The sequence below is a fragment of the Yokenella regensburgei genome (assembly GCF_003634235.1).
GTDB classification, from domain to species: Bacteria; Pseudomonadota; Gammaproteobacteria; order Enterobacterales; family Enterobacteriaceae; genus Yokenella; species Yokenella regensburgei.
Map to the genome: position 1 here is coordinate 1,414,248 of NZ_RBIZ01000003.1, position 21,553 is coordinate 1,435,800.

At 54.7% G+C, this 21,553-nt stretch carries 17 protein-coding genes; 8 read left to right on the forward strand and 9 right to left on the reverse strand.

The annotated features are described in order from the left end of the window. Positions 1-132 precede the first annotated feature (132 nt). From nifJ to C7387_RS06960, 3 genes are all read left to right on the forward strand, one after another. A complete protein-coding gene (gene nifJ, locus C7387_RS06950; RefSeq protein WP_120816373.1) occupies positions 133-3,657 on the forward strand; it encodes a pyruvate:ferredoxin (flavodoxin) oxidoreductase in 3,525 nt (1,174 codons plus the stop codon). 357 nt (positions 3,658-4,014) lie between these two features. Continuing rightward, positions 4,015-5,157, forward strand: coding sequence for a porin OmpC (gene ompC, locus C7387_RS06955; protein ID WP_038257785.1), 1,143 nt, complete (start codon positions 4,015-4,017; stop codon positions 5,155-5,157). 121 nt (positions 5,158-5,278) lie between these two features. Further along, entirely contained in the window at positions 5,279-5,806 is a 528-nt protein-coding gene (locus C7387_RS06960) for a DedA family protein (RefSeq protein WP_006819786.1), read from the forward strand. Here the strand turns inward: C7387_RS06960 and C7387_RS06965 are convergent. Then, complete coding sequence (locus C7387_RS06965; RefSeq protein WP_158592519.1) at positions 5,788-6,453, reverse strand: EAL domain-containing protein; 666 nt, start codon at positions 6,451-6,453, stop codon at positions 5,788-5,790. The genes C7387_RS06960 and C7387_RS06965 overlap by 19 nt on opposite strands. A gap of 548 nt (positions 6,454-7,001) precedes the next feature. On the opposite strand from C7387_RS06965, the gene ttcA reads away from it, so the two are divergent. Beyond that, positions 7,002-7,937 (forward strand): tRNA 2-thiocytidine(32) synthetase TtcA, encoded by a 936-nt coding sequence (gene ttcA, locus C7387_RS06970; RefSeq protein ID WP_006819783.1) that lies wholly within the window; start codon positions 7,002-7,004, stop codon positions 7,935-7,937. 269 nt (positions 7,938-8,206) lie between these two features. On the opposite strand, the gene zntB is transcribed toward ttcA, so the two are convergent. Then, a complete protein-coding gene (gene zntB, locus C7387_RS06975; RefSeq protein ID WP_038257795.1) occupies positions 8,207-9,190 on the reverse strand; it encodes a zinc transporter ZntB in 984 nt (327 codons plus the stop codon). Positions 9,191-9,341: 151 nt separating this feature from the next. Then, entirely contained in the window at positions 9,342-10,505 is a 1,164-nt protein-coding gene (locus C7387_RS06980) for a methyl-accepting chemotaxis protein (protein ID WP_120816375.1), read from the reverse strand. Between the two features lie 412 nt (positions 10,506-10,917). Between C7387_RS06980 and C7387_RS06985 the strand changes: the two genes are divergently transcribed. Next, positions 10,918-13,032, forward strand: coding sequence for a putative bifunctional diguanylate cyclase/phosphodiesterase (locus C7387_RS06985; RefSeq protein ID WP_237723267.1), 2,115 nt, complete (start codon positions 10,918-10,920; stop codon positions 13,030-13,032). Between the two features lie 53 nt (positions 13,033-13,085). Continuing rightward, the gene (locus tag C7387_RS06990) at positions 13,086-14,318 is read left to right on the forward strand and encodes a sensor domain-containing diguanylate cyclase (RefSeq protein ID WP_038257802.1); all 1,233 of its coding nucleotides are present in this window, start codon (positions 13,086-13,088) and stop codon (positions 14,316-14,318) included. 40 nt (positions 14,319-14,358) lie between these two features. Here C7387_RS06990 and C7387_RS06995 read toward each other — a convergent pair whose 3' ends face one another. Then, positions 14,359-15,975 (reverse strand): peptide ABC transporter substrate-binding protein, encoded by a 1,617-nt coding sequence (locus tag C7387_RS06995; protein ID WP_120816377.1) that lies wholly within the window; start codon positions 15,973-15,975, stop codon positions 14,359-14,361. 192 nt (positions 15,976-16,167) lie between these two features. Between C7387_RS06995 and mpaA the strand changes: the two genes are divergently transcribed. Beyond that, positions 16,168-16,881 carry a murein tripeptide amidase MpaA gene (gene mpaA, locus C7387_RS07000; RefSeq protein ID WP_006819776.1) on the forward strand — a complete coding sequence of 238 codons (714 nt, stop codon included), beginning with the start codon at positions 16,168-16,170 and terminating at the stop codon, positions 16,879-16,881. Here mpaA and ycjG read toward each other — a convergent pair. Beyond that, positions 16,872-17,837: an L-Ala-D/L-Glu epimerase gene (ycjG, locus tag C7387_RS07005; protein ID WP_120816378.1), complete on the reverse strand. Its 966-nt coding sequence runs from the start codon at positions 17,835-17,837 to the stop codon at positions 16,872-16,874. The genes mpaA and ycjG overlap by 10 nt on opposite strands. 101 nt (positions 17,838-17,938) lie before the next feature. On the opposite strand from ycjG, the gene tpx reads away from it, so the two are divergent. Next, complete coding sequence (tpx, locus tag C7387_RS07010) at positions 17,939-18,445, forward strand: thiol peroxidase (protein ID WP_006819774.1); 507 nt, start codon at positions 17,939-17,941, stop codon at positions 18,443-18,445. Between the two features lie 52 nt (positions 18,446-18,497). Here tpx and tyrR read toward each other — a convergent pair whose 3' ends face one another. From tyrR to hypA, 4 genes are all read right to left on the reverse strand, one after another. Then, positions 18,498-20,039: a transcriptional regulator TyrR gene (gene tyrR / locus C7387_RS07015; RefSeq protein ID WP_040903514.1), complete on the reverse strand. Its 1,542-nt coding sequence runs from the start codon at positions 20,037-20,039 to the stop codon at positions 18,498-18,500. Between the two features lie 293 nt (positions 20,040-20,332). Next, positions 20,333-20,923 (reverse strand): HupE/UreJ family protein, encoded by a 591-nt coding sequence (locus C7387_RS07020; protein ID WP_166791168.1) that lies wholly within the window; start codon positions 20,921-20,923, stop codon positions 20,333-20,335. Between the two features lie 23 nt (positions 20,924-20,946). Then, on the reverse strand, positions 20,947-21,204 hold the full coding sequence (gene hypC / locus C7387_RS07025; protein ID WP_120816380.1) for a HypC/HybG/HupF family hydrogenase formation chaperone: 258 nt from the start codon (positions 21,202-21,204) through the stop codon (positions 20,947-20,949). Positions 21,205-21,208: 4 nt separating this feature from the next. Further along, a complete protein-coding gene (gene hypA, locus C7387_RS07030; protein WP_038257821.1) occupies positions 21,209-21,550 on the reverse strand; it encodes a hydrogenase maturation nickel metallochaperone HypA in 342 nt (113 codons plus the stop codon). Between the last annotated feature and the right edge of the window lie 3 nt (positions 21,551-21,553).

Below are 21,553 nucleotides of genomic sequence, written 5' to 3' on the forward strand. Positions count from 1 at the left end.
CCCTGGATCAATTTGTGCACTGCGGGACCGCGTAACTTCAACGCCATAGCGTAAAGCCCTATACTTGGCCAATAATTACAGGACTCGTCGACGTTTCACGGGTCCCTTTTTTGCGCAATGTAAGGGTGTCATATGATTACTATTGACGGTAATGGTGCAGTCGCGTCCGTCGCGTTCCGTGCCAGTGAAGTTATCGCCATCTACCCGATTACGCCCAGTTCCACGATGGCGGAACAGGCCGATGCCTGGGCCGGTAATGGGCTGAAAAACGTTTGGGGTGATGTCCCCCGCGTGGTTGAGATGCAGTCAGAGGCCGGGGCTATCGCTACCGTGCACGGCGCACTGCAAACCGGCGCGCTGTCCACTTCATTTACTTCCTCACAAGGTTTGCTGTTGATGATCCCGACGCTGTACAAGCTCGCGGGTCAGTTAACGCCTTTTGTTTTGCACGTCGCTGCACGAACAGTCGCCACCCACGCACTGTCTATCTTCGGCGATCACTCTGACGTCATGGCGGTACGCCAGACGGGCTGCGCGATGCTGTGCGCGGCAAGCGTGCAGGAAGCGCAGGATTTCGCGTTAATCTCGCAGATGGCGACGCTGAAAAGTCGCGTGCCATTTATTCATTTCTTTGATGGTTTCCGCACCTCGCACGAAATCAACAAGATTGTCCCGCTGGCGGACGACACCATTTTGAACCTGCTGCCGCAGGCGGAAATCGACGCTCACCGCGCCCGGGCGCTGAACCCGGAACACCCGGTGATTCGCGGGACCTCCGCTAACCCGGATACCTATTTCCAGTCCCGCGAGGCCACTAACCCGTGGTACAACGCGGTGTACGATCACGTACAGCAGGCGATGGACGATTTTGCCGCCGCAACGGGCCGTCAGTACCACCCGTTCGAGTATTACGGTCATCCGCAGGCTGAGCGCGTGATCGTGGTGATGGGCTCTGCCATCGGTACCGCCGAAGAGGTGGTGGACGAACTTCAGCGCCATGGAGAGAAAGTCGGCGTGCTGAAAGTTCGCCTCTATCGCCCATTCTCTGCCGCTCATCTGATTGCCGCCCTGCCGGAAAGCGTCCGTAAAATTGCGGTGCTCGACCGCACCAAGGAGCCCGGCGCGCAGGCAGAACCGCTGTATCTTGACGTGATGACCGCGCTGGCGGAAGCCTTCAACCGTGGCGAACGCGAAACGCTACCGCGCGTTATTGGCGGCCGTTATGGGCTTTCCTCAAAAGAGTTTGGTCCGGACTGCGTCCTGGCGATTTTCAACGAGCTGAGCGCTGACCAGCCGAAGCCGCGCTTCACCGTCGGCATTTATGATGATGTCACTAATCTCTCCTTGCCGCTGCCGGAAAACACCCTGCCCTCAACCGCGCGCCTGGAAGCACTGTTCTACGGCCTTGGCAGCGACGGCAGCGTGTCGGCGACCAAGAACAACATCAAGATTATTGGTAACTCTACGCCGTGGTACGCCCAGGGTTATTTCGTCTATGACTCCAAAAAGGCCGGCGGTTTAACCGTTTCACACCTGCGCGTCAGCGATGAACCGATCCGCTCCGCCTACCTGGTATCACAGGCTGATTTCGTCGGCTGCCACCAGCTGCAGTTTATCGATAAGTATCAGATGGCCGAGCGCCTGAAGCCCGGCGGTATTTTCCTGCTCAACACGCCCTATCCGGCTGATGAAGTCTGGGCGCGACTGCCGCAGGAAGTTCAGGCCGTTCTGAACCAGAAGAAAGCGCGTTTCTACGTCGTGAACGCTGCGAAAATCGCCCGTGAATGCGGCCTGGCGGCGCGTATCAACACCGTCATGCAGATGGCATTTTTCCATCTGACCAACATTCTGCCGGGCGACAGTGCGCTCATCGAACTGCAGGGCGCTATCGCCAAAAGCTACAGCAGCAAAGGTCAGGAGCTGGTTGAACGCAACTGGCAGGCGCTGGCAATGGCGCGCGATTCACTTGCAGAAGTGCCGCTGCAGCAGGTCAACGCCAGCAGCCCGAACCGCCCGCCGGTGGTTTCCGATGCCGCTCCCGATTTCGTCAAAACCGTTACCGCCGCGATGCTTGCTGGCCTCGGCGATGCGCTGCCGGTTTCCGCGTTGCCGCCTGATGGCACCTGGCCGATGGGCACCACCCGCTGGGAAAAACGCAACATCGCCGAAGAGATCCCTATCTGGAAAGAAGCGCTGTGCACCCAGTGTAACCACTGCGTCGCCGCCTGCCCGCACTCAGCTATCCGCGCGAAGGTCGTCGCCCCGGAAGAGATGGAGCACGCCCCTGCCAGTTTGCATTCACTGGATGTAAAATCCCGTGATATGCGCGGTCAGAAATATGTGCTGCAGGTCGCCCCGGAAGACTGCACCGGCTGTAACCTGTGCGTAGAAGTCTGCCCGGCGAAAGACCGTCAGAATCCGGAGATCAAAGCCATCAATATGATGTCCCGCCTTGAGCATGTTGAAGAAGAGAAAGTGAACTATGACTTCTTCCTCAATCTGCCGGAAATCGATCGCACCAGCCTGGAGCGCATCGATATTCGAACCTCTCAGCTCATTACCCCGCTGTTTGAGTACTCTGGTGCCTGCTCCGGTTGCGGTGAAACCCCGTACATTAAGCTGCTGACCCAGCTGTATGGTGACCGGATGCTGATTGCTAACGCCACCGGCTGTTCTTCTATTTATGGTGGGAACCTCCCCTCTACGCCATACACCACCGACGCCAACGGTCGCGGCCCGGCGTGGGCGAACTCACTGTTCGAGGATAACGCCGAATTTGGTCTTGGTTTCCGCCTGACGGTTGACCAGCATCGCCAGCGCGTGATGCGCTTGCTCTCGCAGTTCAGCGATAGCATTACGCCAGAACTCAATGAGGCGCTGCACGCCGAGGCCACGCCGGAAGTACGCCGGGAGCAGGTTGCCGCGCTGCGCCAGCAGCTGGCGGGCGTTGCCGGTGCCCAAGAACTGCTTACCGACGCCGATGCGCTGGTGGAGAAATCCATCTGGCTGATTGGCGGGGACGGTTGGGCGTATGACATCGGCTTTGGTGGCCTTGATCACGTTCTGAGCCTCACCGAGAACGTCAACATTCTGGTGCTGGATACGCAGTGCTATTCCAACACCGGCGGCCAGGCCTCGAAGGCGACTCCGCTCGGTGCGGTCACCAAGTTTGGTGAACACGGCAAGCGTAAAGCGCGTAAAGATCTCGGCGTCAGCATGATGATGTATGGCCACGTCTATGTGGCGCAGATCTCCCTCGGCGCCCAGCTGAACCAGACGGTGAAAGCGATTCAGGAAGCCGAGGCTTATCCTGGCCCATCGCTGATCATTGCCTACAGCCCGTGCGAGGAGCATGGCTACGATCTGGCGCTGAGCCACGATCAAATGCGTCAGCTCACCGCTACCGGTTTCTGGCCGCTGTACCGCTTCGACCCACGTCGTGCGGATGAGGGCAAACTGCCGCTGGCGCTGGACTCTCGTCCGCCGTCAGATGCGCTGGCTGAGACGCTGATGAATGAGCAACGTTTCCGTCGCCTGAACGCTCAGCAGCCGGATGTGGCCGAGCAGCTGTGGAAAGACGCCGCAGCGGATCTGCAAAAACGCTATGACTTCCTCGCACAAATGGCGGGAAAAGCAGAGAAGTCATCCTCTGAATAAATATCTGATTCAGAATTAGCGTAATAAAAAAAGCCCGAATAATTATTCGGGCTTGTCAATTTAATAAATGACTAAAAATAAATTAAGGACACACAGCAACAGTGTAACTTGTGTGACAAAAGGCATATAACGCGCCCATCATACCCAGCAAACAACCGCTTGTATAATTTAGATTTTATATATTTCCCTTATATTTATTCATCAAATCTATCGTCGTAAATTCCGTATTATTTATTTTAGATTTTACTTATATCGTAACAATTGATATTTACCACAAATGAATATGTCTCTATTAGCATGGCTCCACTTCCTTTCGGGAAGCCGAGTATATAAAAAACAACTAAAGGACTATTTTCAATGAAAAGAAAAGTACTGGCCCTCATGATCCCTGCCCTGCTGGCTGCAGGTGCAACCCATGCTGCTGAAATCTATAATAAAGACGGTAACAAATTAGACCTGTACGGCAAAATCGACGGTCTGCACTACTTCTCTGACGACGGTTCAAAAGACGGCGATCAGACCTACATGCGTATGGGTATCAAGGGTGAAACCCAGATCAACGACCAACTGACCGGTTACGGCCAGTGGGAATACAACATTCAGGCGAACAACTCTGAATCTACAAACTCAGGTGATAGCCAGTCCTGGACCCGTCTGGCATTCGCTGGTCTGAAGTTCGGCGACTACGGCTCATTCGACTACGGTCGTAACTACGGCGTCATGTACGACGTAGAAGGCTGGACCGATATGCTGCCAGAATTCGGCGGCGATTCTTACACCCAGGCCGACAACTTCATGACCGGCCGTGCTAACGGTGTAGCAACCTACCGTAACAGCAACTTCTTCGGCCTGGTCGATGGCCTGAACTTTGCCCTGCAGTATCAGGGTAAAAACGAGAACCCGGGCAGCGGCGAAGGCACCAACAACGGTGACCGCAGCTTCCGTAACGCCAACGGCGACGGCTACGGTATTTCTACTTCCTACGACTTCGGTATGGGCTTCACCGCAGGTGCAGCATATACCTCTTCCGATCGTACCAACGATCAGATCAACGCCGGCGGCCAGTTCGCCAGCGGTGACAAAGCAGAAGCCTGGACTCTGGGTGCAAAATACGACGCGAACAACGTTTACCTCGCGACCATGTACTCCGAAACCCGCAACATGACCCCGTACGGTAACTCCAGCAGCGACAACGGCGGCGGTATTGCGAACAAGACCCAGAACTTCGAAGTGACCGCCCAGTACCAGTTCGACTTCGGTCTGCGTCCAACCCTTTCTTACCTGCAGTCTAAAGGTAAGGATCTGCAGCTGGTTGGCGGCTCTACCGATAAAGATCTGGTTAAATACGTGGATATCGGCGCGACCTATTACTTCAACAAGAACATGTCCACCTACGTCGACTACAAAGTTAACCTGCTCGACGAAGACGATAGCTTCTACAAAAACAACGGTATTTCTACCGACAACATCGTGGCGCTGGGTCTGGTTTACCAGTTCTAAGCCCGAAGGCCCGCTGGCAACGGCGGGCTGTTCCTCCCTGTTGTTTAGGTTCTATTCAGGAACCCTCGCTTTCCCGCCCGTACAATGACCATGAAACACATTGCAGTTAAAGGTGTCAGTCATGGTATTCAATATTCTCAATCAGCTCATCAATGTTGCGCAGCAGTATCCGGCGCTGATCGTTGGTCTGGTATTTTTGCTGACCTTTACCAAGTCCTGTGCGATTGTTTCTCTTGCCGTTCCCGGGACGTCCGGGCTTCTTCTGCTCGGCCCGTTGTCCGCAGGAAGCCATTCGCTGTTTATCCTGATGTGGCTGACGGCAAGCGCCGGGGCGATTGGCGGATTCTGGCTTTCCTGGTGGCTTGGCAAACGGTATCGCCACAGCGTGGAAAAACTGCGTTGGTTTACGCCTGACATGCGGGAAAAAAGCCGGACATTTTTGCTCAGATGGGGGGTTTACGCCGTGTTCCTCGGGCGCTTTATCTCACCCTTCAGGGCGACAATTCCCCTCGCCAGCGGGATATTTGGCGTGACCCAGCACAAATTTCAGCTGGCAAATATCAGCTCGGCGCTGGTCTGGACTTTTATTCTGCTCGCCCCTGGGGCGATAACGCTGGGATTAAGCGAATTCTATTCACCAGCACAATAGTTCAGTGGTTTCCAGAGTTCACCTGAGGCAGCAACAGCACCTAACGCCCAACTGGCTTGTTGCTGCTCTTCATTATCAACACCGTCGACGATGATGCCGTGACTGGAACGTGATGCATAACTGCAAAGATGGTACAAACTGTGGGTATCAAAGTGGCTGAGGAAAAACAGACGATCGAGCTTTATATATTCGAAAGACACTCTTTCGAGTAAGGTTAAATTCGTTAAGCCACCGCCAAACCCTCCCAACCACAGATGACTAAGCTGTGAGAGCATACGCAGTTTGATCATTTTCGATTTACTATGAAATTCAGAAAAGGCTTCGTCGATTTCCAGACGTAAAAAACGGTGTTGTAATAAGAATTCCGCAATATCTTGATTATCAAGAATATAATCTGCAAGCTCATCGTCGATGTTAAGCGTAACAAACACATCGCGCGTCATCTCAGTGGGCAACGAATCAATAAACGATAACTGTTGCTCCAGCAGACTTCTTTTGAACGTAACGTCTGAAACAATAACGCGGCGAGTCAGTCTTGATGAATGAGATTGCCGTTTTGGTTTATGCTTCATTGCCCACGAATGTATTTTACCCTCACGGGATACCGCGGGCTCCAATACGATTTCAGAACATAGGTTTGCTGCCAATCCCTGCTCCCCGAACATCCTGTATCTAATTAAATATATTGACAAAGAGTTACATAATCGAGAAGCAGAGGAAAATCGTTTAAAATGATCGGTAGAAGCCCATTTGATAGACATAAACTATCATAATCTCTTCAACGATCGCTAAATCGAATTGATAAAAAAGAATAATCCTATTGCAACCTACAAAATATGGTGGGATGTAATTATATCCATATGTTATGACCAATTCTAATATAAATACCGCACAATCCGTTGATGCATTGCTGAGCACTTCCTCTGTCAGAACCCACTCTGCCCGCATTTTACTGCCATGCCCAATAATAATGACTATTTATAATATAAGAAGAATTAAATTATTCAATTTTCTGATGCGCTGATTTATTTAATGACTATCCCTAATCTGGTTTAAATAATCTACACACTATTAAGTAAAAATTAAGTTTCGATCTCGCCCTGCCTTTCTTGCTACAATCTGCCATCCGGACCGATGTCCGTCAGCCACGTCTTCCACCTGGCCGCCGTTTACACATGAATTGAGTCATTGCCACATGTCGCAAAATCAAGAAGTTACAAAGAAAGAACAGTACAATCTGAACAAATTGCAGAAACGTTTGCGCCGTAATGTCGGCGAAGCCATTGCCGACTTCAATATGATTGAAGAAGGCGATCGCATCATGGTGTGTCTCTCTGGCGGTAAGGACAGCTACACCATGCTGGAGATTTTGCGTAATCTTCAGCAAAGTGCACCAGTCAATTTCAGCCTGGTGGCGGTTAACCTCGATCAGAAACAGCCGGGTTTCCCGGAGCATATCCTGCCGGAATATCTGCAGCAGCTGGGTGTTGAATACAAGATCGTCGAAGAAAACACCTACGGCATCGTGAAGGAAAAAATCCCGGAGGGCAAAACTACCTGCTCGCTGTGCTCTCGCCTGCGTCGCGGGATCCTCTACCGTACCGCCACTGAGCTGGGTGCCACCAAAATCGCGCTGGGCCATCACCGCGACGATATTCTGCAGACCCTGTTCCTTAATATGTTCTACGGCGGCAAGATGAAAGGCATGCCGCCGAAGCTGATGAGCGATGACGGTAAACACATCGTTATTCGTCCGCTGGCCTACTGCCGTGAGAAAGACATCGAACGCTTCTCGGTAGCCAAAGGCTTCCCAATCATTCCTTGCAACCTGTGTGGTTCACAGCCGAACCTGCAGCGTCAGGTGATTGGCGATATGCTGCGCGACTGGGATAAACGCTACCCGGGGCGCATTGAAACCATGTTCAGCGCGATGCAGAACGTGGTGCCTTCGCACCTGTGTGATGAAGCGCTGTTCGATTTCAAAGGCCTCACCAAAGAGTCAGCTGTGGTGGGCGGCGGTGACCTCGCCTTCGACCGTGAAGAAATCCCCCTGCAGCCAGCAGGCTGGCAGCCGGAAGACGATGAAAACGACTTCCAGGCCACACGCCTCGATGTGCTGGAAATCAAATAAACGAAAGCCCTCCGCCGGAGGGCTTTTTTTTACCCTTTCCTGAATCGTAGGCAAAAAAAAGCCGACTCATCTAAGTCGGCGTCGTACGAATCAATTGTGCTATGCAGTAATTCAAAAAAGGAAGTAAGACAATATGGAGCGCAACGCCCATCGCTTGACGTTGCATTCACCTGCGAGAGAAATATTGCCCTGAATGGGTAGAGTGTTTATTGACTTCGCTCAATCTTTACCGCATTTCTGGCATCCGTTGTGCTTAGAAAGGTGAAATTTTACAACCATTTACTGCGATGTAACCACCAGGTAACACCACCAATCAACGCTACCAACATAAAGCAAAACAGCGGAAAACCGAGATGCCAGCCGCCGCCGGGGATCCCACCCAGGTTAACGCCGAATAAACCGGTCAGGAAGGTGCTTGGGAGAAAAACCATTGCCATCATCGACATGGTGTAGGTGCGACGAGTCAGCGACTCCTGCATCACCTGCGCGATTTCATCGGCCATCACCCCGGTGCGGGCGATACAGGCGTCAATCTCATCAAGCCCCCGGCCGAGCCGTTCGGCAATATCCTGCATCCGCCGGCGCTGATCGTCAGTCATCCACGATAAACGCTCGCTGGATAAACGGGCATACACATCGCGCTGCGGGGCCATATAGCGACGCATCACGATAAGCTGCTTACGCAAAAGCGCCAGTACGCCGCGTGCAGGTACCTTCTGGTCCAGAAGATCGTCCTCAAGATCGATGATACGATCGTGCAGTTCCTCAATAAACTCGCTGGCGTGATCGGTCAGCGTATCGCACACATCCACCAGCCAGTCTCCACAGCCCGTCGGACCGGTTCCCTCCTGCAGATCATTAACGATGTCGTCCAGCGCCAGCACTTTTCGCTGTCGGGTGGAAACAATCAGCCGCTCATCAATGTACAGGCGCATCGCCACCAGCTGATCGGGGCGTTCGTCGGTACTGCCATTAATACAACGTAGCGTGAGTAACGTCCCTTCGCCCAGGCGGTTCACCCGTGGACGAGTACTTTCTCCCGCCAGCGCGTCACGCACGTTGTTAGGCAGTAGCGGTGTGGTAGCCAGCCACTGCGCGCTGTCCGGGTGAGTGTAATTCAGGTGCAACCAGCACGGCTGCTGGCTGTCGATAACATCGTCGTTGGAGAGCGGCCTGGCGCCGCCCTGCCCATCCAGTAGCCAGGCGAATACCGCGTCAGGCACATTGACTTCCGATCCTTTAATGGCTTCCACATCCACTCCCAATTCTGCTGGTGACTGACACCAGTCTAGCGTTATGCGATTGTTAAGCAACAGCCTGTTGTCTGCATCACGGCATTTCAGAAATGAGAATAAAAAAAGCCTGCGTCATTACGCAGGCTTTCGCTATTCCTTATTGGTTAACTCAAAACGATTGCCAGTAGTTCGGCTCCCTGGCCGGGGCGATGCCCGGACGAGGGCTTCTCAGGGCGGCAGACTCCGCATGATGGTCGCCCCCCAGGCGGAAGTTACGCGTCCGGGATTGCAGCTCAACGACCTGCTGCTGGAGAACGTCTGACGACCCTGCCAGCTCTTCCACCATTGCCACGTTGCTCTGCGTTACTTTTTCAAGCTCTGACAGCGCGAGGGTTATCTGCTCAATTCCCCGCTCCTGCTGAAGCGTAGAGACCGTAATTTGCTCCATCAGATTACTGAGAAGACCAGAGCCCGAGACGATGTCCTGCATATTTTTCTCAGCTTCCGCAACAATACTGGCACCCTGCGTAACGTTTTCGCTGGTGACACTGATAAGCGACTTAATATTCTTGGCTGCTTCTGCACTGCGATGCGCCAGATTTCGTACCTCGCCGGCCACCACGGAAAAACCTTTTCCATGATCGCCCGCACGCGCAGCTTCAACCGCGGCGTTCAGCGCCAGAATATTAGTTTGAAACGCAATGCCATCGATGAGGGTAATAATTTCCGTCATCTGTCGTGCGCAGTCGGTAATAGATTGCATATTATTCGCCACATCCACCATCAGCTCGCCGCCTTTAAGCGCACAATGCGTCGCCTCACCGGCTCGATCGCTGGCAAGACGGGTATTTTCGGCATTATTTTTGGTGCTGGCAGAGATCTCCTCCATGCTGGAAGCCGTCTGCATCAGGGTTGCAGACTGTTGCTCAGTCTTCACCGACAGTTCGGCACTGCGTGAGGCGAGCTGCTCCGAGAGTGACATTGCCGTCTGGGAAGATGCACGGATTTCTGCCACCAGCGTAGCGATGTTGCTGGACAGGCTGTTAATGCCTGGAATAAGGCGTCCGGCACAATTATTACCAAACAACGGTATATTCACTGATAAATTACCCGCGGTGACTTCATCAATACTTTTTTTAACCGTATTGATAGGTGTCACCAGATAACGGGTCATATACCACCATAACGCCACAATGGCACTAAACCACAACACATTTAACGCCATCAATAAATAAAACGAAGCTGATAGTGTAATCGAAATAATATTTGCAACAACAAAAACGGCCAGTAAAAAAAGCAATATGAATGTGCGAACACTTATATTTTTGAGCATACAAAAACTCACTGGTCAAACCTGGGGGTATTTTGTTTATAGCACTGCCCGTGGGGTTTTTCACCCCCGGGAAACCGAAAAGCAAACTTTGTGTTTTAACGCGACCAGTTTCACTTTGCGAGCGTTATCATGCACGAAAACCCCACAGATACAGCGTAAAACTCCAAAATGAGAGATTTAAGACTATACTCACACTATAAAATATCATCCACGTATCTCTTTTTTTATTACACTTTACCCACATTCCACTATTATTTAGCGTGGCTTAAACATCAGCGCCGCAGGAGTTACACCAGGATATATTCTTAATCAATCTGCAGAAAAGCCTTTGTTCGGGCAGTTATTTCATTCGCTCAGCGAACGCTTTTACTGCTAGATTAGCGGAACAACTTTTAAAGAAGTGGATTGCATGATGCTGTATGTTTCGTGGGACCCGGTTCTGATCGGTATTTCATTTTTAGTTGCGTTTATCGCTTCATTTATTGCGCTCGACAGCGCCGGGAAAATTGCTGCCTCTAATAAAAAGACCGTACTATTCTGGCGGTTATCCGGTGGTGCTACCCTCGGTATTGGTATTTGGGCCATGCATTTTATTGGCATGCTGGCGATGAAAATGCCGATGGAAATGCACTACAACGTGACCATCACCGTCATCTCTTTGTTGGTCGCCATTGTGGCATCTACCGCTTCCATTAATATCGCGGTGATGAGCCATACCCTCACCCTTCGCCGCCACGTTATCGCCACGCTTATTCTTAGCAGCGGCGTGGTCGTGATGCACTATGTAGGGATGTTTGCCCTTACCGCCCAGCACAGCATCAGCTGGAATATCCCTCTGGTCATGCTTTCCATCGCGATTGCTATCATTGCGTCCGGTGCGGCGCTATGGCTGGCGTTCAGCCTGCGGCTAAACGGTAAAGGGGTGCTTATCAACCGTATTGTAGCGGCGCTGGTGATGGGGATTGCCATCGCCGCGATGCACTATACCGGCATGAGCGCCGCCACCTTCAGCCCACATACCCACTACATGGGCGGCGGTATCGGAGAGAGCGGTTTATCGGTGTGGGTCAGCGCCACAACGCTTGCGATCCTCGGGGTCATGCTGATTATTTCGATGGTCGATTCGCAGCTACGCACCGCCCGTCTCACCGAGAGTTTGCAGCAACTCAACCAGCAGCTTGAACAGCAGGCCCGTTTCGACGGTTTAACCGGGCTCGCGAACCGCGCGCAGATTGATCTCAAGATTGAGGAGTGCCTGGCCCTGGCGCAAAAAACCTCACAGCCCTTTGCGCTGGTCTTTATGGATCTCGATCGCTTTAAGCTGGTGAATGACGCCTGGGGACATCACGTGGGTGACCATCTGCTGGTCTCGGTCGCTAACCGGATAAGCACCTGCCTGAGTTCGCGCATGACGCTGGCAAGGCTGGGTGGAGACGAGTTTATTCTGCTTGCACCGGATACTAACGGGTCTGAAGTCGCCGACCTTGCGGGGCGAATGGTGGAAAGTATCAAGCGTCCTTTCTACGAAGCCGGGCAAATCATCCAGGTGTCGCTCAGCGCCGGGATAAGCCTCTTCCCCGAGCACGGAAACACGCTTCAGGACCTGAAGCTGCACGCCGACACCGCGATGTACAATATTAAACAGCAGGGCCGCAACGGCTGGGCCATCTACGACGTCGCCATGATGAAGAAAATCTGGGAAGGCGCAGAGTTTCTGCAGCAGTTAACCCAGGCACTTGAGCGCGAACAGTTTGAGCTCTGGTATCAACCTAAATATCACGCGCGCCAGCAAACCCTGTGCGGCTTTGAGGCCCTGCTGCGCTGGCGCCATCCTTCCCGCGGTATTTTGCTGCCGGAGGTGTTTCTCAGCACGCTGGAAAAAACCGGGCTCATCGTCTCAGTGGGGCACTGGGTCATCGACGAGGCCTGCCGTCAGCTGAAACAGTGGAGCCTGGCCGGTCATCCGGACTGGAAGCTCTCTATCAATCTCTCCGCAGCACAGTTTGAGCAGCATGACATCTTCGACGTCATCAGCGGCGCGCTTAATCGCCACGATATCGTCCCTTCACGCCTGACCATTGAGCTCACCGAAAGTACCGCGCTCAACAATCTGGAACGTAGCGTTAAGATCCTGAACGACTTTACCCGTCTCGGGATCACCGTATCGATTGATGACTTTGGCACCGGTTACTCCAATATGCTGTCGCTGAAGAACCTGCCCGCCGGCGAGCTAAAGATAGACAAGAGCTTTGTGAAGGACATTCGTGATAACAACAAGAACGTGAAGATTGTTTCGACGATTATCGATATTGCCCACACCATGAACATGAACGTGGTGGCGGAAGGGATTGAGACTACCGAGCAGCAGCAGTTGCTGACCCATCTTGGCTGCGGTTATTTGCAGGGGTATTTGTTCGCAAGGCCGGTTCCTGCCGCAGAGATCCCCGCCCTGGTCGCCACTCCCCCATTTAGTCCTCCCCCTGTGCTTCGTGGCATCGACCACGAAAAACAAAAAAAGCAGGCGTGAAGTGCACATTTTGCATTATGTTTAAACACGGGAACCCGGTCGGGGGAGTATTGATGTTGTCAGCAGAGTTAACGGCTTTAGAGTTTTTGACCACACCAGTGTGGGTGGTTGAGCCAACCAATGAGACCCTGATATTTGCCAACCAGGCAGCACTGAACGTGATGGGTGCCCTTACGCTAACAGAGATGCGCGGCGGCGCGGTATCTGCCTGCGCTCAGGCCCGCCTCTCCCTGTATATCGCCGATCTCGGCACCACCAATGAAATCGTCGAGATCTGGACCGTTAACGGTGACGACGGTGAGGTACCTTTGCGCTGTCGGCTGACGCTCGCGACGCTGCCGTCTCTCGGCAGCGTCATTCTGTTCGAGGGAGCAAACATCGCCCCGCCCGCTTCGCTGAAAGCCAGTCGCTCTGTGGCCTATAAATCGCGCAAACAGGGGTTCTACACCCGTTTTTTCATGACCACCACCGCTCCAATGCTGCTGATAGACCCGGCCCGTGATGGCCTTATCGTGGATGCAAATCTCGCCGCCCTGCGCTTTTACGGCTACAGCAGCGAAGAGATATGTCAGAAACACACCTGGGAGATCAACACCCTTGGGCGCCAGGTGCTACCGGTCATGTCGGAAATCGCCCGCCTGCCGGGAGGCCACAAACCGCTGAATTTCCTGCACCGGCTGGCGGATGGATCCACCCGTCACGTTCAGACCTACGCCGGGCCGGTAGAAATTTACGGCGACCGGCTGATGCTGTGCATCGTGCACGACATCACTGAACAAAAACGGCTTGAGCAGGAGCTGGAGTTTGCCGCCCAGCGCGATCCGCTGACCGGCCTGCTTAACCGCCGCCAGTTTTACACCTTCACCGAGCAATCGGCCTTCAGCCAGCTGCCGGTATCCGAAGACTATTCGCTGCTGTTGATTGATACCGATAACTTCAAGCTGGTGAACGACGTGTACGGGCACCTGACCGGCGATGAGGTACTGGTACAGCTTGCGCGCACGCTGGAGAGCTGCTGTCGAAAAGAAGATTACGTCTTTCGCTGGGGCGGCGAGGAGTTTGTCATGCTGCTGCCGCGAACGACGCTTGATAAAGCGGTGACGCTCGCCGAAACCATCCGCGCCGCGGTGATGCACATCGGGGAACACGGGCTGCCGTCTATTACCGTCAGTATCGGCGTCACGCGTCATCAGCCCGGCGAATCGGTGGATTCCCTGTTCAGACGGGTGGATGCGGCGCTGTATCAGGCCAAGAATGCCGGGCGTAATAAGGTGCTGGCGGCCTGAGGAACGTCCGGTGCGGACAAGCCGCACCGGCGTTTTTGCACTAGTGTTTAACGATGTACATGGTGCGGGTATAAGCCACGTCTTCAGCATTGGTGATCGGGTAGCCTTTTACCCACGGTTTAATCAAGCGCGCGTTGGTGTACTGGTAGATGGGTGCTATCGGCGCTTTCTCCGCCAGAATTTTCTCCGCCGCGTTGTAATCCGTATTCCGCGCTTTTTCTGACGTCTCCAGTGACGCCTGGTTCAGCACTTTGTCGTACGCCGGATCGTTGAAGCGCGAAATATTACCGCTGTGCGTGGAGGTCAGCAGCGACAGGAAGGTGGAAGGTTCGTTGTAGTCCGCCACCCACGAGGCACGAACGATATCGAACTTGCCGGTGTTGCGGCTATCAATATAGGTTTTCCACTCCTGGTTTTGCAGCTTCACGTCCACGCCAAGATTTTTCTTCCACATCGATGCCACCGCGATGGCTATCTTCTGGTGAATTTCCTGAGTGTTATACAGCAGCGTCAGCTCAAGCGGACGTCCCGGACCGTAGCCCGCCGCCTGCAGCAGGGTTTTCGCCTGCGCGTTCAGCTCTTCCTGGCTCATCTCTTCCATCGCGGAAGGCTGCGGCGTAAAGCCCGCGGTAGCATCCGGCGTGAAGTGCCAGGCCGGTTTCTCACCGGTGCCAAGCACCTTATCGGCCATCAGGCGGCGGTCGATAGTCATGCTGAGCGCCAGACGCACGCGCGCGTCGGCGGTTGGCCCTTTCTGGGTGTTAAAAGCGTAGTAATAGGTGCCAAGCTGCGGCGGCGTATAGACCTGGCCGGGTAAATCTTTAAGCAGCTTTTTATACAGGTTTTTCGGGAAGGATTCGGTGATGTCGATATCCCCTGCCTGATAGCGTTTGGTCGCCGCCGATTCCTGGTTAATGGGCACGAAAGTGACCTGCTGGATAACCGTTTTGCCATTATCCCAGTAGCGAGTGTTCGGCGTCAGTACCAGCTTTTCGTTGACCACGCGGTCTTTCAGCACGTACGCACCGTTGCCCACCAGCTTGCCAGGACGCGTCCAGTTTTTATCCGCTTCAACGGTGGCTTTTTGCACCGGGAAGAAGGCAAAGTTTGCCGTCAGGTTAGCAAACCACGGCAGCGGTTTATCCAGCTGAATACGCAGAGTTCTGGCGTCAACGGCAGTGACGGCAAGCTTATCCGGCGTGGCTTTGCCATCGATGATGTCCTGAGCATTGCCAATACCGGCCAGTGCCGCAAACCAGGCAAACGGAGAGGTGGTTTTCGGATCAACCAGGCGCTGCCAGCTGTAGACAAAATCCTGTGCGGTCACCGGCGTACCGTCTGACCACTGAGCGTTATCGCGAAGCGTAAAGGTCCAGACCCGGTTATCGTTAGTCTGCCATTTGCTGGCAACCCCGGGAATAATATTGCCTTTCGCATCCTGGTTCACCAGCCCTTCATACAGGTCGCGGATCACCTGGATTTCAGGAAGCCCCACCGCTTTGGCAGGATCCAGGGACGCGGGTTCATCTTTTATGTGACGCACCAGCGTCTGCTTTTGTGCGAGAACCGTCCCCGCAGGCACATCCGCCGCGACGGCGACAGAAGAAAGTGAACTTAGCCACAGCGCACAACAGGTCAGCGCGACAGGATGCTTCATGAGATCCCCTCAAAGTAGTGAAAACCATACCCACAAGACCGGGTAATTATTTGTTTCAACAATATGAAATGCAAACAACTTGTGACAGAAAATTGATGAAAGGACGAAATTTAGCATCTGGAGGAAACTAATTGATTAAGGGCGAGTTTTGCACAACACTGCCAGTAACAACACTACGCTTCAGGGATTGCTATGACCGCCACTCGTCCCCGCGCGCAGCGCGGTGCCTTTCCGCCAGGCACACAGCATTATGGCCGCTCGCTTTTAGGCGCACCGCTGCTGTGGTTTCCGGCGCCGCTCGCTGACCATACCAGCGGGCTTATCATCGCCGGAACCCACGGCGACGAGAACTCATCGATAGTCACCCTCTCCTGCGCGCTACGCACGTTAACGCCGGAGATGCGCCGTCATCACGTGGTGCTTACGGTCAACCCGGACGGTTGCCAGCTGGGGCTTCGCGCCAACGCCAACGGCGTTGATCTGAACCGCAACTTTCCGGCGGCGAACTGGAAAACCGGCGAAACGGTATATCGCTGGAATAGCCAGGCCGACAGCCGCGACGTCGTGCTACTGACCGGCGACAAGCCCGGTTCAGAGCCTGAAAGCAAGGCGCTGTGCCAGCTCATCCATAAAATTCACCCGGCCTGGGTCGTATCGTTTCACGATCCGCTCGCCTGTATTGAAGATCCGCGTCACAGTGAACTGGGGCGCTGGCTTGCAGAGGCGTTTGAGCTGCCGCTGGTGAGCAGCGTAGGCTACGATACGCCCGGGTCGTTTGGCAGCTGGTGTGCCGATATTGGGCTGCACTGCATCACCGCCGAATTTCCGCCCATCTCTTCCGATGAGGCCAGCGAGAAGTATCTGGCGGCGATGACCGGGCTTCTGCACTGGCATTCTCAGAGATGAAGCATCCCGGTGGTGAAGCGTAGCCCCGGGTCGACATCCACCGAAAGCCACGTCGGGCCGTCAAGATCGGCGAAGCGCACCTGCGAAGTCAGCGGGAGTGCGGCACCGATAGCCCGTGAGGTACAGAGCATACAGCCGAGCATCAGCGCAAAGCCCTGCGCTTTCGCTTCCTGAGCCAGCGCCAGCGCTTCGGTCAGGCCGCCGGTTTTATCAAGCTTAATGTTGATCATCTCATAGCGACCTGCCAGCGCCGGCAGGCTGCTGCGGCTATGGCAGCTCTCATCGGCGCAAATCGGCAACGGATGGATAAAGTTTTCCAGCGCCTCATCTTCGCTTGCCGGTAGCGGTTGTTCCAGCATCGCCACCCCGAGGTCTGCCAGCAGCTGACAGCGTGAGGCCAGCCCGTCGCTGTGCCAGGATTCGTTAGCGTCGACAATCAGGGTCGCGTCCGGTACGGCGGCGCGGATAGCGACAATGCGCTCGCTTATCAGGTGGTCATCGAGCTTCACTTTTAACAGCCGCGCCCCCTTCTGCCAGAGAATTCTGGCACAGCTAGCCATAGCTTCCGGTTCGCCAATCACCACGGTCTGGGCGGTGGTGATAGTGTCGGCGAGAATGGAGTGGGTTAATTGTGACAACGTCACCTTTTCCTCTCGCGCCTCCAGATCCCACAGCGCGCAGTCCAGCGCGTTACGCGCCGCACCGGCGGGCAACAGCGACTGCAGCCCGGCGCGGCTGATACCGCGTTCGATTGCGTCGTTGACCGTCATTATCTGTGCCATGACCGAGTCGATACTTTCACCGTAGCGTGGGTATGGCGTGCATTCCCCCACGCCCTTCACGCCGTTCTCTTCAATCTCTACCACCACCACTTTTGCTTCACTGCGGCTACCTCGGGCAATGACAAAAGGCGTATGCAGCGGCCACGACTCCTCAAACACGCGTAGACTTCTCATTCCAGGTCCTCTCTGGTTGATACGAAATACAGTTTGCCGTGTTAACTATTGTTGGAATACACTAGACCTGACGTTAACTATATGTAAACAGGAAGATAATCATGTCACAGACCGTGCATTTCCAGGGTAATCCAGTATCTGTTAAAGGCGCTATCCCGCAGAAGGGAGCTAAAGCGCAGGCGTTTACGCTGGTCGCGAAAGATCTCTCCGACGTCGCGCTGAGCCAGTATTCCGGCAAACGTAAAGTACTGAACATTTTCCCAAGCATCGATACCGGCGTTTGCGCGGCATCCGTGCGTAAATTCAACCAACTGGCCTCTGAGCTGAACAACACCGTTGTGCTGTGCATCTCTGCTGACCTGCCGTTCGCCCAGTCTCGCTTCTGCGGCGCGGAAGGCCTGGGTAACGTAGTCACCCTCTCCACTCTGCGCGCACCGGCTTTCCTGGCCGATTACGGCGTTGCCATTGCTGAAGGCCCGCTGAGCGGCCTGGCAGCTCGCGCCGTTGTGGTTCTGGATGAAAACGACAACGTCATCCACAGCGAACTGGTGAACGAAATCACCGAAGAGCCGAACTACGACGCAGCGCTGGCCGTTCTGAAAGGCTAATCGCGCCTCGCAGAAACAAATAAAGCCTCCTCGGAGGCTTTATTTTTAGGTTTTACTCTTCACCTTTCTTCTGGTTCAGACCATATTCCCGCAGCTTATTGGCAATCGCGGTATGCGAAACGCCGAGCCGTTTTGCAAGTTTTCGGGTACTCGGGAAACTGCGATAAAGCTGGGTCAGCACCGAGCGCTCGAAGCGACGGGTGATGTCGTCCAGCGAACCTTCCATTGCGTCTTCGCCCACCGCCACGGTCGCCGCATCGTAATCCGGCAGCAGGATGTCCTGCGGACGCAGCTCATAGCCTTCAAGTTGGGTCAGCGCACGATACACCGCGTTTTTCAGCTGACGCACGTTGCCCGGCCAGCCGTAGCGGGTTAAGACATTATTGAGATCGATTGATAGTTTCGGGCGCGCAATGCCCTGCTCATCGGCAAAGCGGGCCACGAACAGCTCGGTGAGCGGCATGATGTCCTGCGGGCGATCGCGCAGCGGCGGAATATTCAGCGTCAGCACGTTCAGGCGATAGTACAGATCTTCGCGGAACATGCCTTTTTGCACCAGCTCAACCAGGTTTTTCTGCGTGGCGCAAATCACGCGCACATCCACATGCACCTCATGATCTTCCCCCACCCGGCGGAAAGTACCGTCGTTGAGGAAGCGCAGCAGCTTCACCTGCATGCCCGGCGACATTTCACCGATCTCATCCAGCAGCACCGATCCACCGTTCGCCTGCTCGAAGAAGCCTTTTTTACCTTCCGGCGCGTGGCCGAAGAGCTCGCTTTCTACCGCATCTTCCGGAATCGAGGCGCAGTTCAGCGCCAGATACGGTTTATCGGCCCGCGGGCTGGCAAGATGACAGGCGTGAGCCAGCAGGTCTTTACCTGTGCCGGTGTCGCCGGTAATAAGCAGCGGCGCGGTGAGCATCGCAAGCTTACGCGCCTGCTCCACCACGTGGCGCATTTTCGGACTGGAGGCGACAATCTGGCTGAAGGCGCTGGTGTCCTGGCTGGTCATGGTCTGTAGCTGGCGTCCCATACGCACGGTGGAGCGCAGCATCGCGACCGCGCCCATCAGCACGCGCGAGGCGTTGCCGCCGTCGAGGTACACCGGGGTGATTTCCAGAAGGAAGTTTTGCCCGTTAATCACCACGTGTTCAGCGTGCGACTCCAGCGGCATCCCTTCGAGCCAGCGCAGGAAGTTAAAACCGGGGATCAGCTGCCCGGCGGTATGCTGACGTAACCGTTCCGGATCCTGGGCAAACAGCTGACAGCTCGCCGGGTTGGCGAGTTCGACTTTGCTTTTGGTATCGAGCGAGAGTACCGGTTCCGGCATGGCAACCAGCAGCGCGCTCAGCGCCAGGTGTTCACGTTCGGACGGCATCCAGGCGACGGTACGCACGTCCGTCACGCCAGAAATACGGCGGATTTCCGCCATCAGACTGCTGAAGGTATTAAACTCCAGCTCTGCAAAATTGAGGTAGATTCGGCCAATCGGGTCGATATCGATACCGCGCAGGTCGATACTGCGCAGCACCAGCAGGTCAAGCAACTCACGAGTAAGACCGAGGCGGTCCTCGCAAAAGACTTCAAGACGCATGGGATTTTTCACCATTCCAGGCCAATGACTTAACGATGATATGTCAGATATCGTCCGGCGGGAAGATAGCTGTCAACAATTATTGACAGTATGGCGGAAAATCAGGCACCCTGCCGTAAAGATCTACGTTCAGGGTGCAAATATACTCGTCATACTTCAAGCTGCATGTGCGTTGGCTGCGTCCGCTCCCCCAGTCACATAGTTATCTATGCTCCTGGGGACTCGCAAACTTGCCGCCTTCATACAACTCGAATTATTTAGAGTATAAATACCCATTTAAGGCGCGGGATAGCTCAGAGAATGCCGGTGAGCAGCCCGATCCCCATCAGCGAAGCACAACCGCCAAACGCGCGAGACAGCCAGACGTTTGCCGCCGAGCGGATCACCAGATAACCAATCAGCAGACCGATCATGTGCAGCATCGCCGTCGCGAGCACCATGCCGCTCAGCGCCGAGAAGGAGTGTGACAGCTCAGCGCCGTGGGCCAGACCGTGGAAAATCGCGAAGGCCCCGATAATCAGCGCCCCGCTCACCGCCCGCAGTTTCATCTGCAGTGCCACCATCACACCAATGCCGAGCAGCGACGCCGCCACCAGCGTCTCGGTAGCGCTAATGGTCACGCCTGCCATGCCGATCAACGCCCCGGTCAGCAGTAGTCCGGCGAAGGCCAGCGGTGCCAGCCACCACTTGCGGGTGTTCATCGCACTCCATACCCCCACCAGCAGCATCATCACCAGATGGTCCATCCCGGTCAGCGGGTGAATGAACCCCTCCGTGAAGCCTAAAGCGTGGTGCGCCCCGCCGTCATGGCCCACGTGCGCCATCGCCATCATCGGGAACAGTGCCACCAGGGACACCACCACTGCTTTACCATTAATACGCATAATCATCTCCAATGTTATTTCATTTAATACTCTGCGCCCGCACTCCCCACGGTGCGCATATTCTCAAGCGCCGCCAGCGTTTCCAGCGCCGCTTCTTCATCAATCAGGCTCATCGCAAATCCCACGTGGATGAGCACCCACTGGCCGATAAGCGCCTGCGGGTCATCCTCATCAATCAGGGAGATATTGATTTTTACCGCAATACCGCCCACATCCGCCGTCGCCAGCTGCAGGCTGTCGCAGCCAACGGCGGTCACTTTGCCGGGAATACCAATACACATCAGGCTACTCCACTTCCATTTGCGTTATCCGCAGACTGTCGCCGCCGTCGATTTTAAGCGCGTGTCCGCCGCACTGCGGGCAGGCCGCGTCGTGGCGGTCAACCTCCACGCTGACGCAACAGTCCCAGCACCAGGCCGGTGCCAGCTTGTAGTCAAGCCACAGCCTGCAGCCCTCTGCCACCGTGCTCCGGCAGGCAACCTCAAAACCAAAGCGCAGCGCGTGCTCCTCAACGCAGGAAAGCGCCCCCACCTCCAGCCATACGGCAGTGACCCGCCGGGCGTGGTGCTTGTGGGCGTGCTCTTCAATCAGATCCATCATGTTCAGACACAGGCTCATCTCATGCACGAG

Coding starts and splice junctions, on each gene's coding strand:
- ttcA (WP_006819783.1), top strand. CDS start 7,002: ATGTCGCAAAATCAAGAAGTTACAAAGAAAGAACAGTACAATCTGAAC.
- hypC (WP_120816380.1), bottom strand. CDS start 21,204: ATGTGTATTGGTATTCCCGGCAAAGTGACCGCCGTTGGCTGCGACAGC.
- C7387_RS06995 (WP_120816377.1), bottom strand. CDS start 15,975: ATGAAGCATCCTGTCGCGCTGACCTGTTGTGCGCTGTGGCTAAGTTCA.
- C7387_RS06980 (WP_120816375.1), bottom strand. CDS start 10,505: ATGCTCAAAAATATAAGTGTTCGCACATTCATATTGCTTTTTTTACTG.
- tpx (WP_006819774.1), top strand. CDS start 17,939: ATGTCACAGACCGTGCATTTCCAGGGTAATCCAGTATCTGTTAAAGGC.
- mpaA (WP_006819776.1), top strand. CDS start 16,168: ATGACCGCCACTCGTCCCCGCGCGCAGCGCGGTGCCTTTCCGCCAGGC.
- nifJ (WP_120816373.1), top strand. CDS start 133: ATGATTACTATTGACGGTAATGGTGCAGTCGCGTCCGTCGCGTTCCGT.
- C7387_RS06960 (WP_006819786.1), top strand. CDS start 5,279: ATGGTATTCAATATTCTCAATCAGCTCATCAATGTTGCGCAGCAGTAT.
- ompC (WP_038257785.1), top strand. CDS start 4,015: ATGAAAAGAAAAGTACTGGCCCTCATGATCCCTGCCCTGCTGGCTGCA.
- ycjG (WP_120816378.1), bottom strand. CDS start 17,837: ATGAGAAGTCTACGCGTGTTTGAGGAGTCGTGGCCGCTGCATACGCCT.
- C7387_RS07020 (WP_166791168.1), bottom strand. CDS start 20,923: ATGCGTATTAATGGTAAAGCAGTGGTGGTGTCCCTGGTGGCACTGTTC.
- tyrR (WP_040903514.1), bottom strand. CDS start 20,039: ATGCGTCTTGAAGTCTTTTGCGAGGACCGCCTCGGTCTTACTCGTGAG.
- C7387_RS06990 (WP_038257802.1), top strand. CDS start 13,086: ATGTTGTCAGCAGAGTTAACGGCTTTAGAGTTTTTGACCACACCAGTG.
- C7387_RS06985 (WP_237723267.1), top strand. CDS start 10,918: ATGCTGTATGTTTCGTGGGACCCGGTTCTGATCGGTATTTCATTTTTA.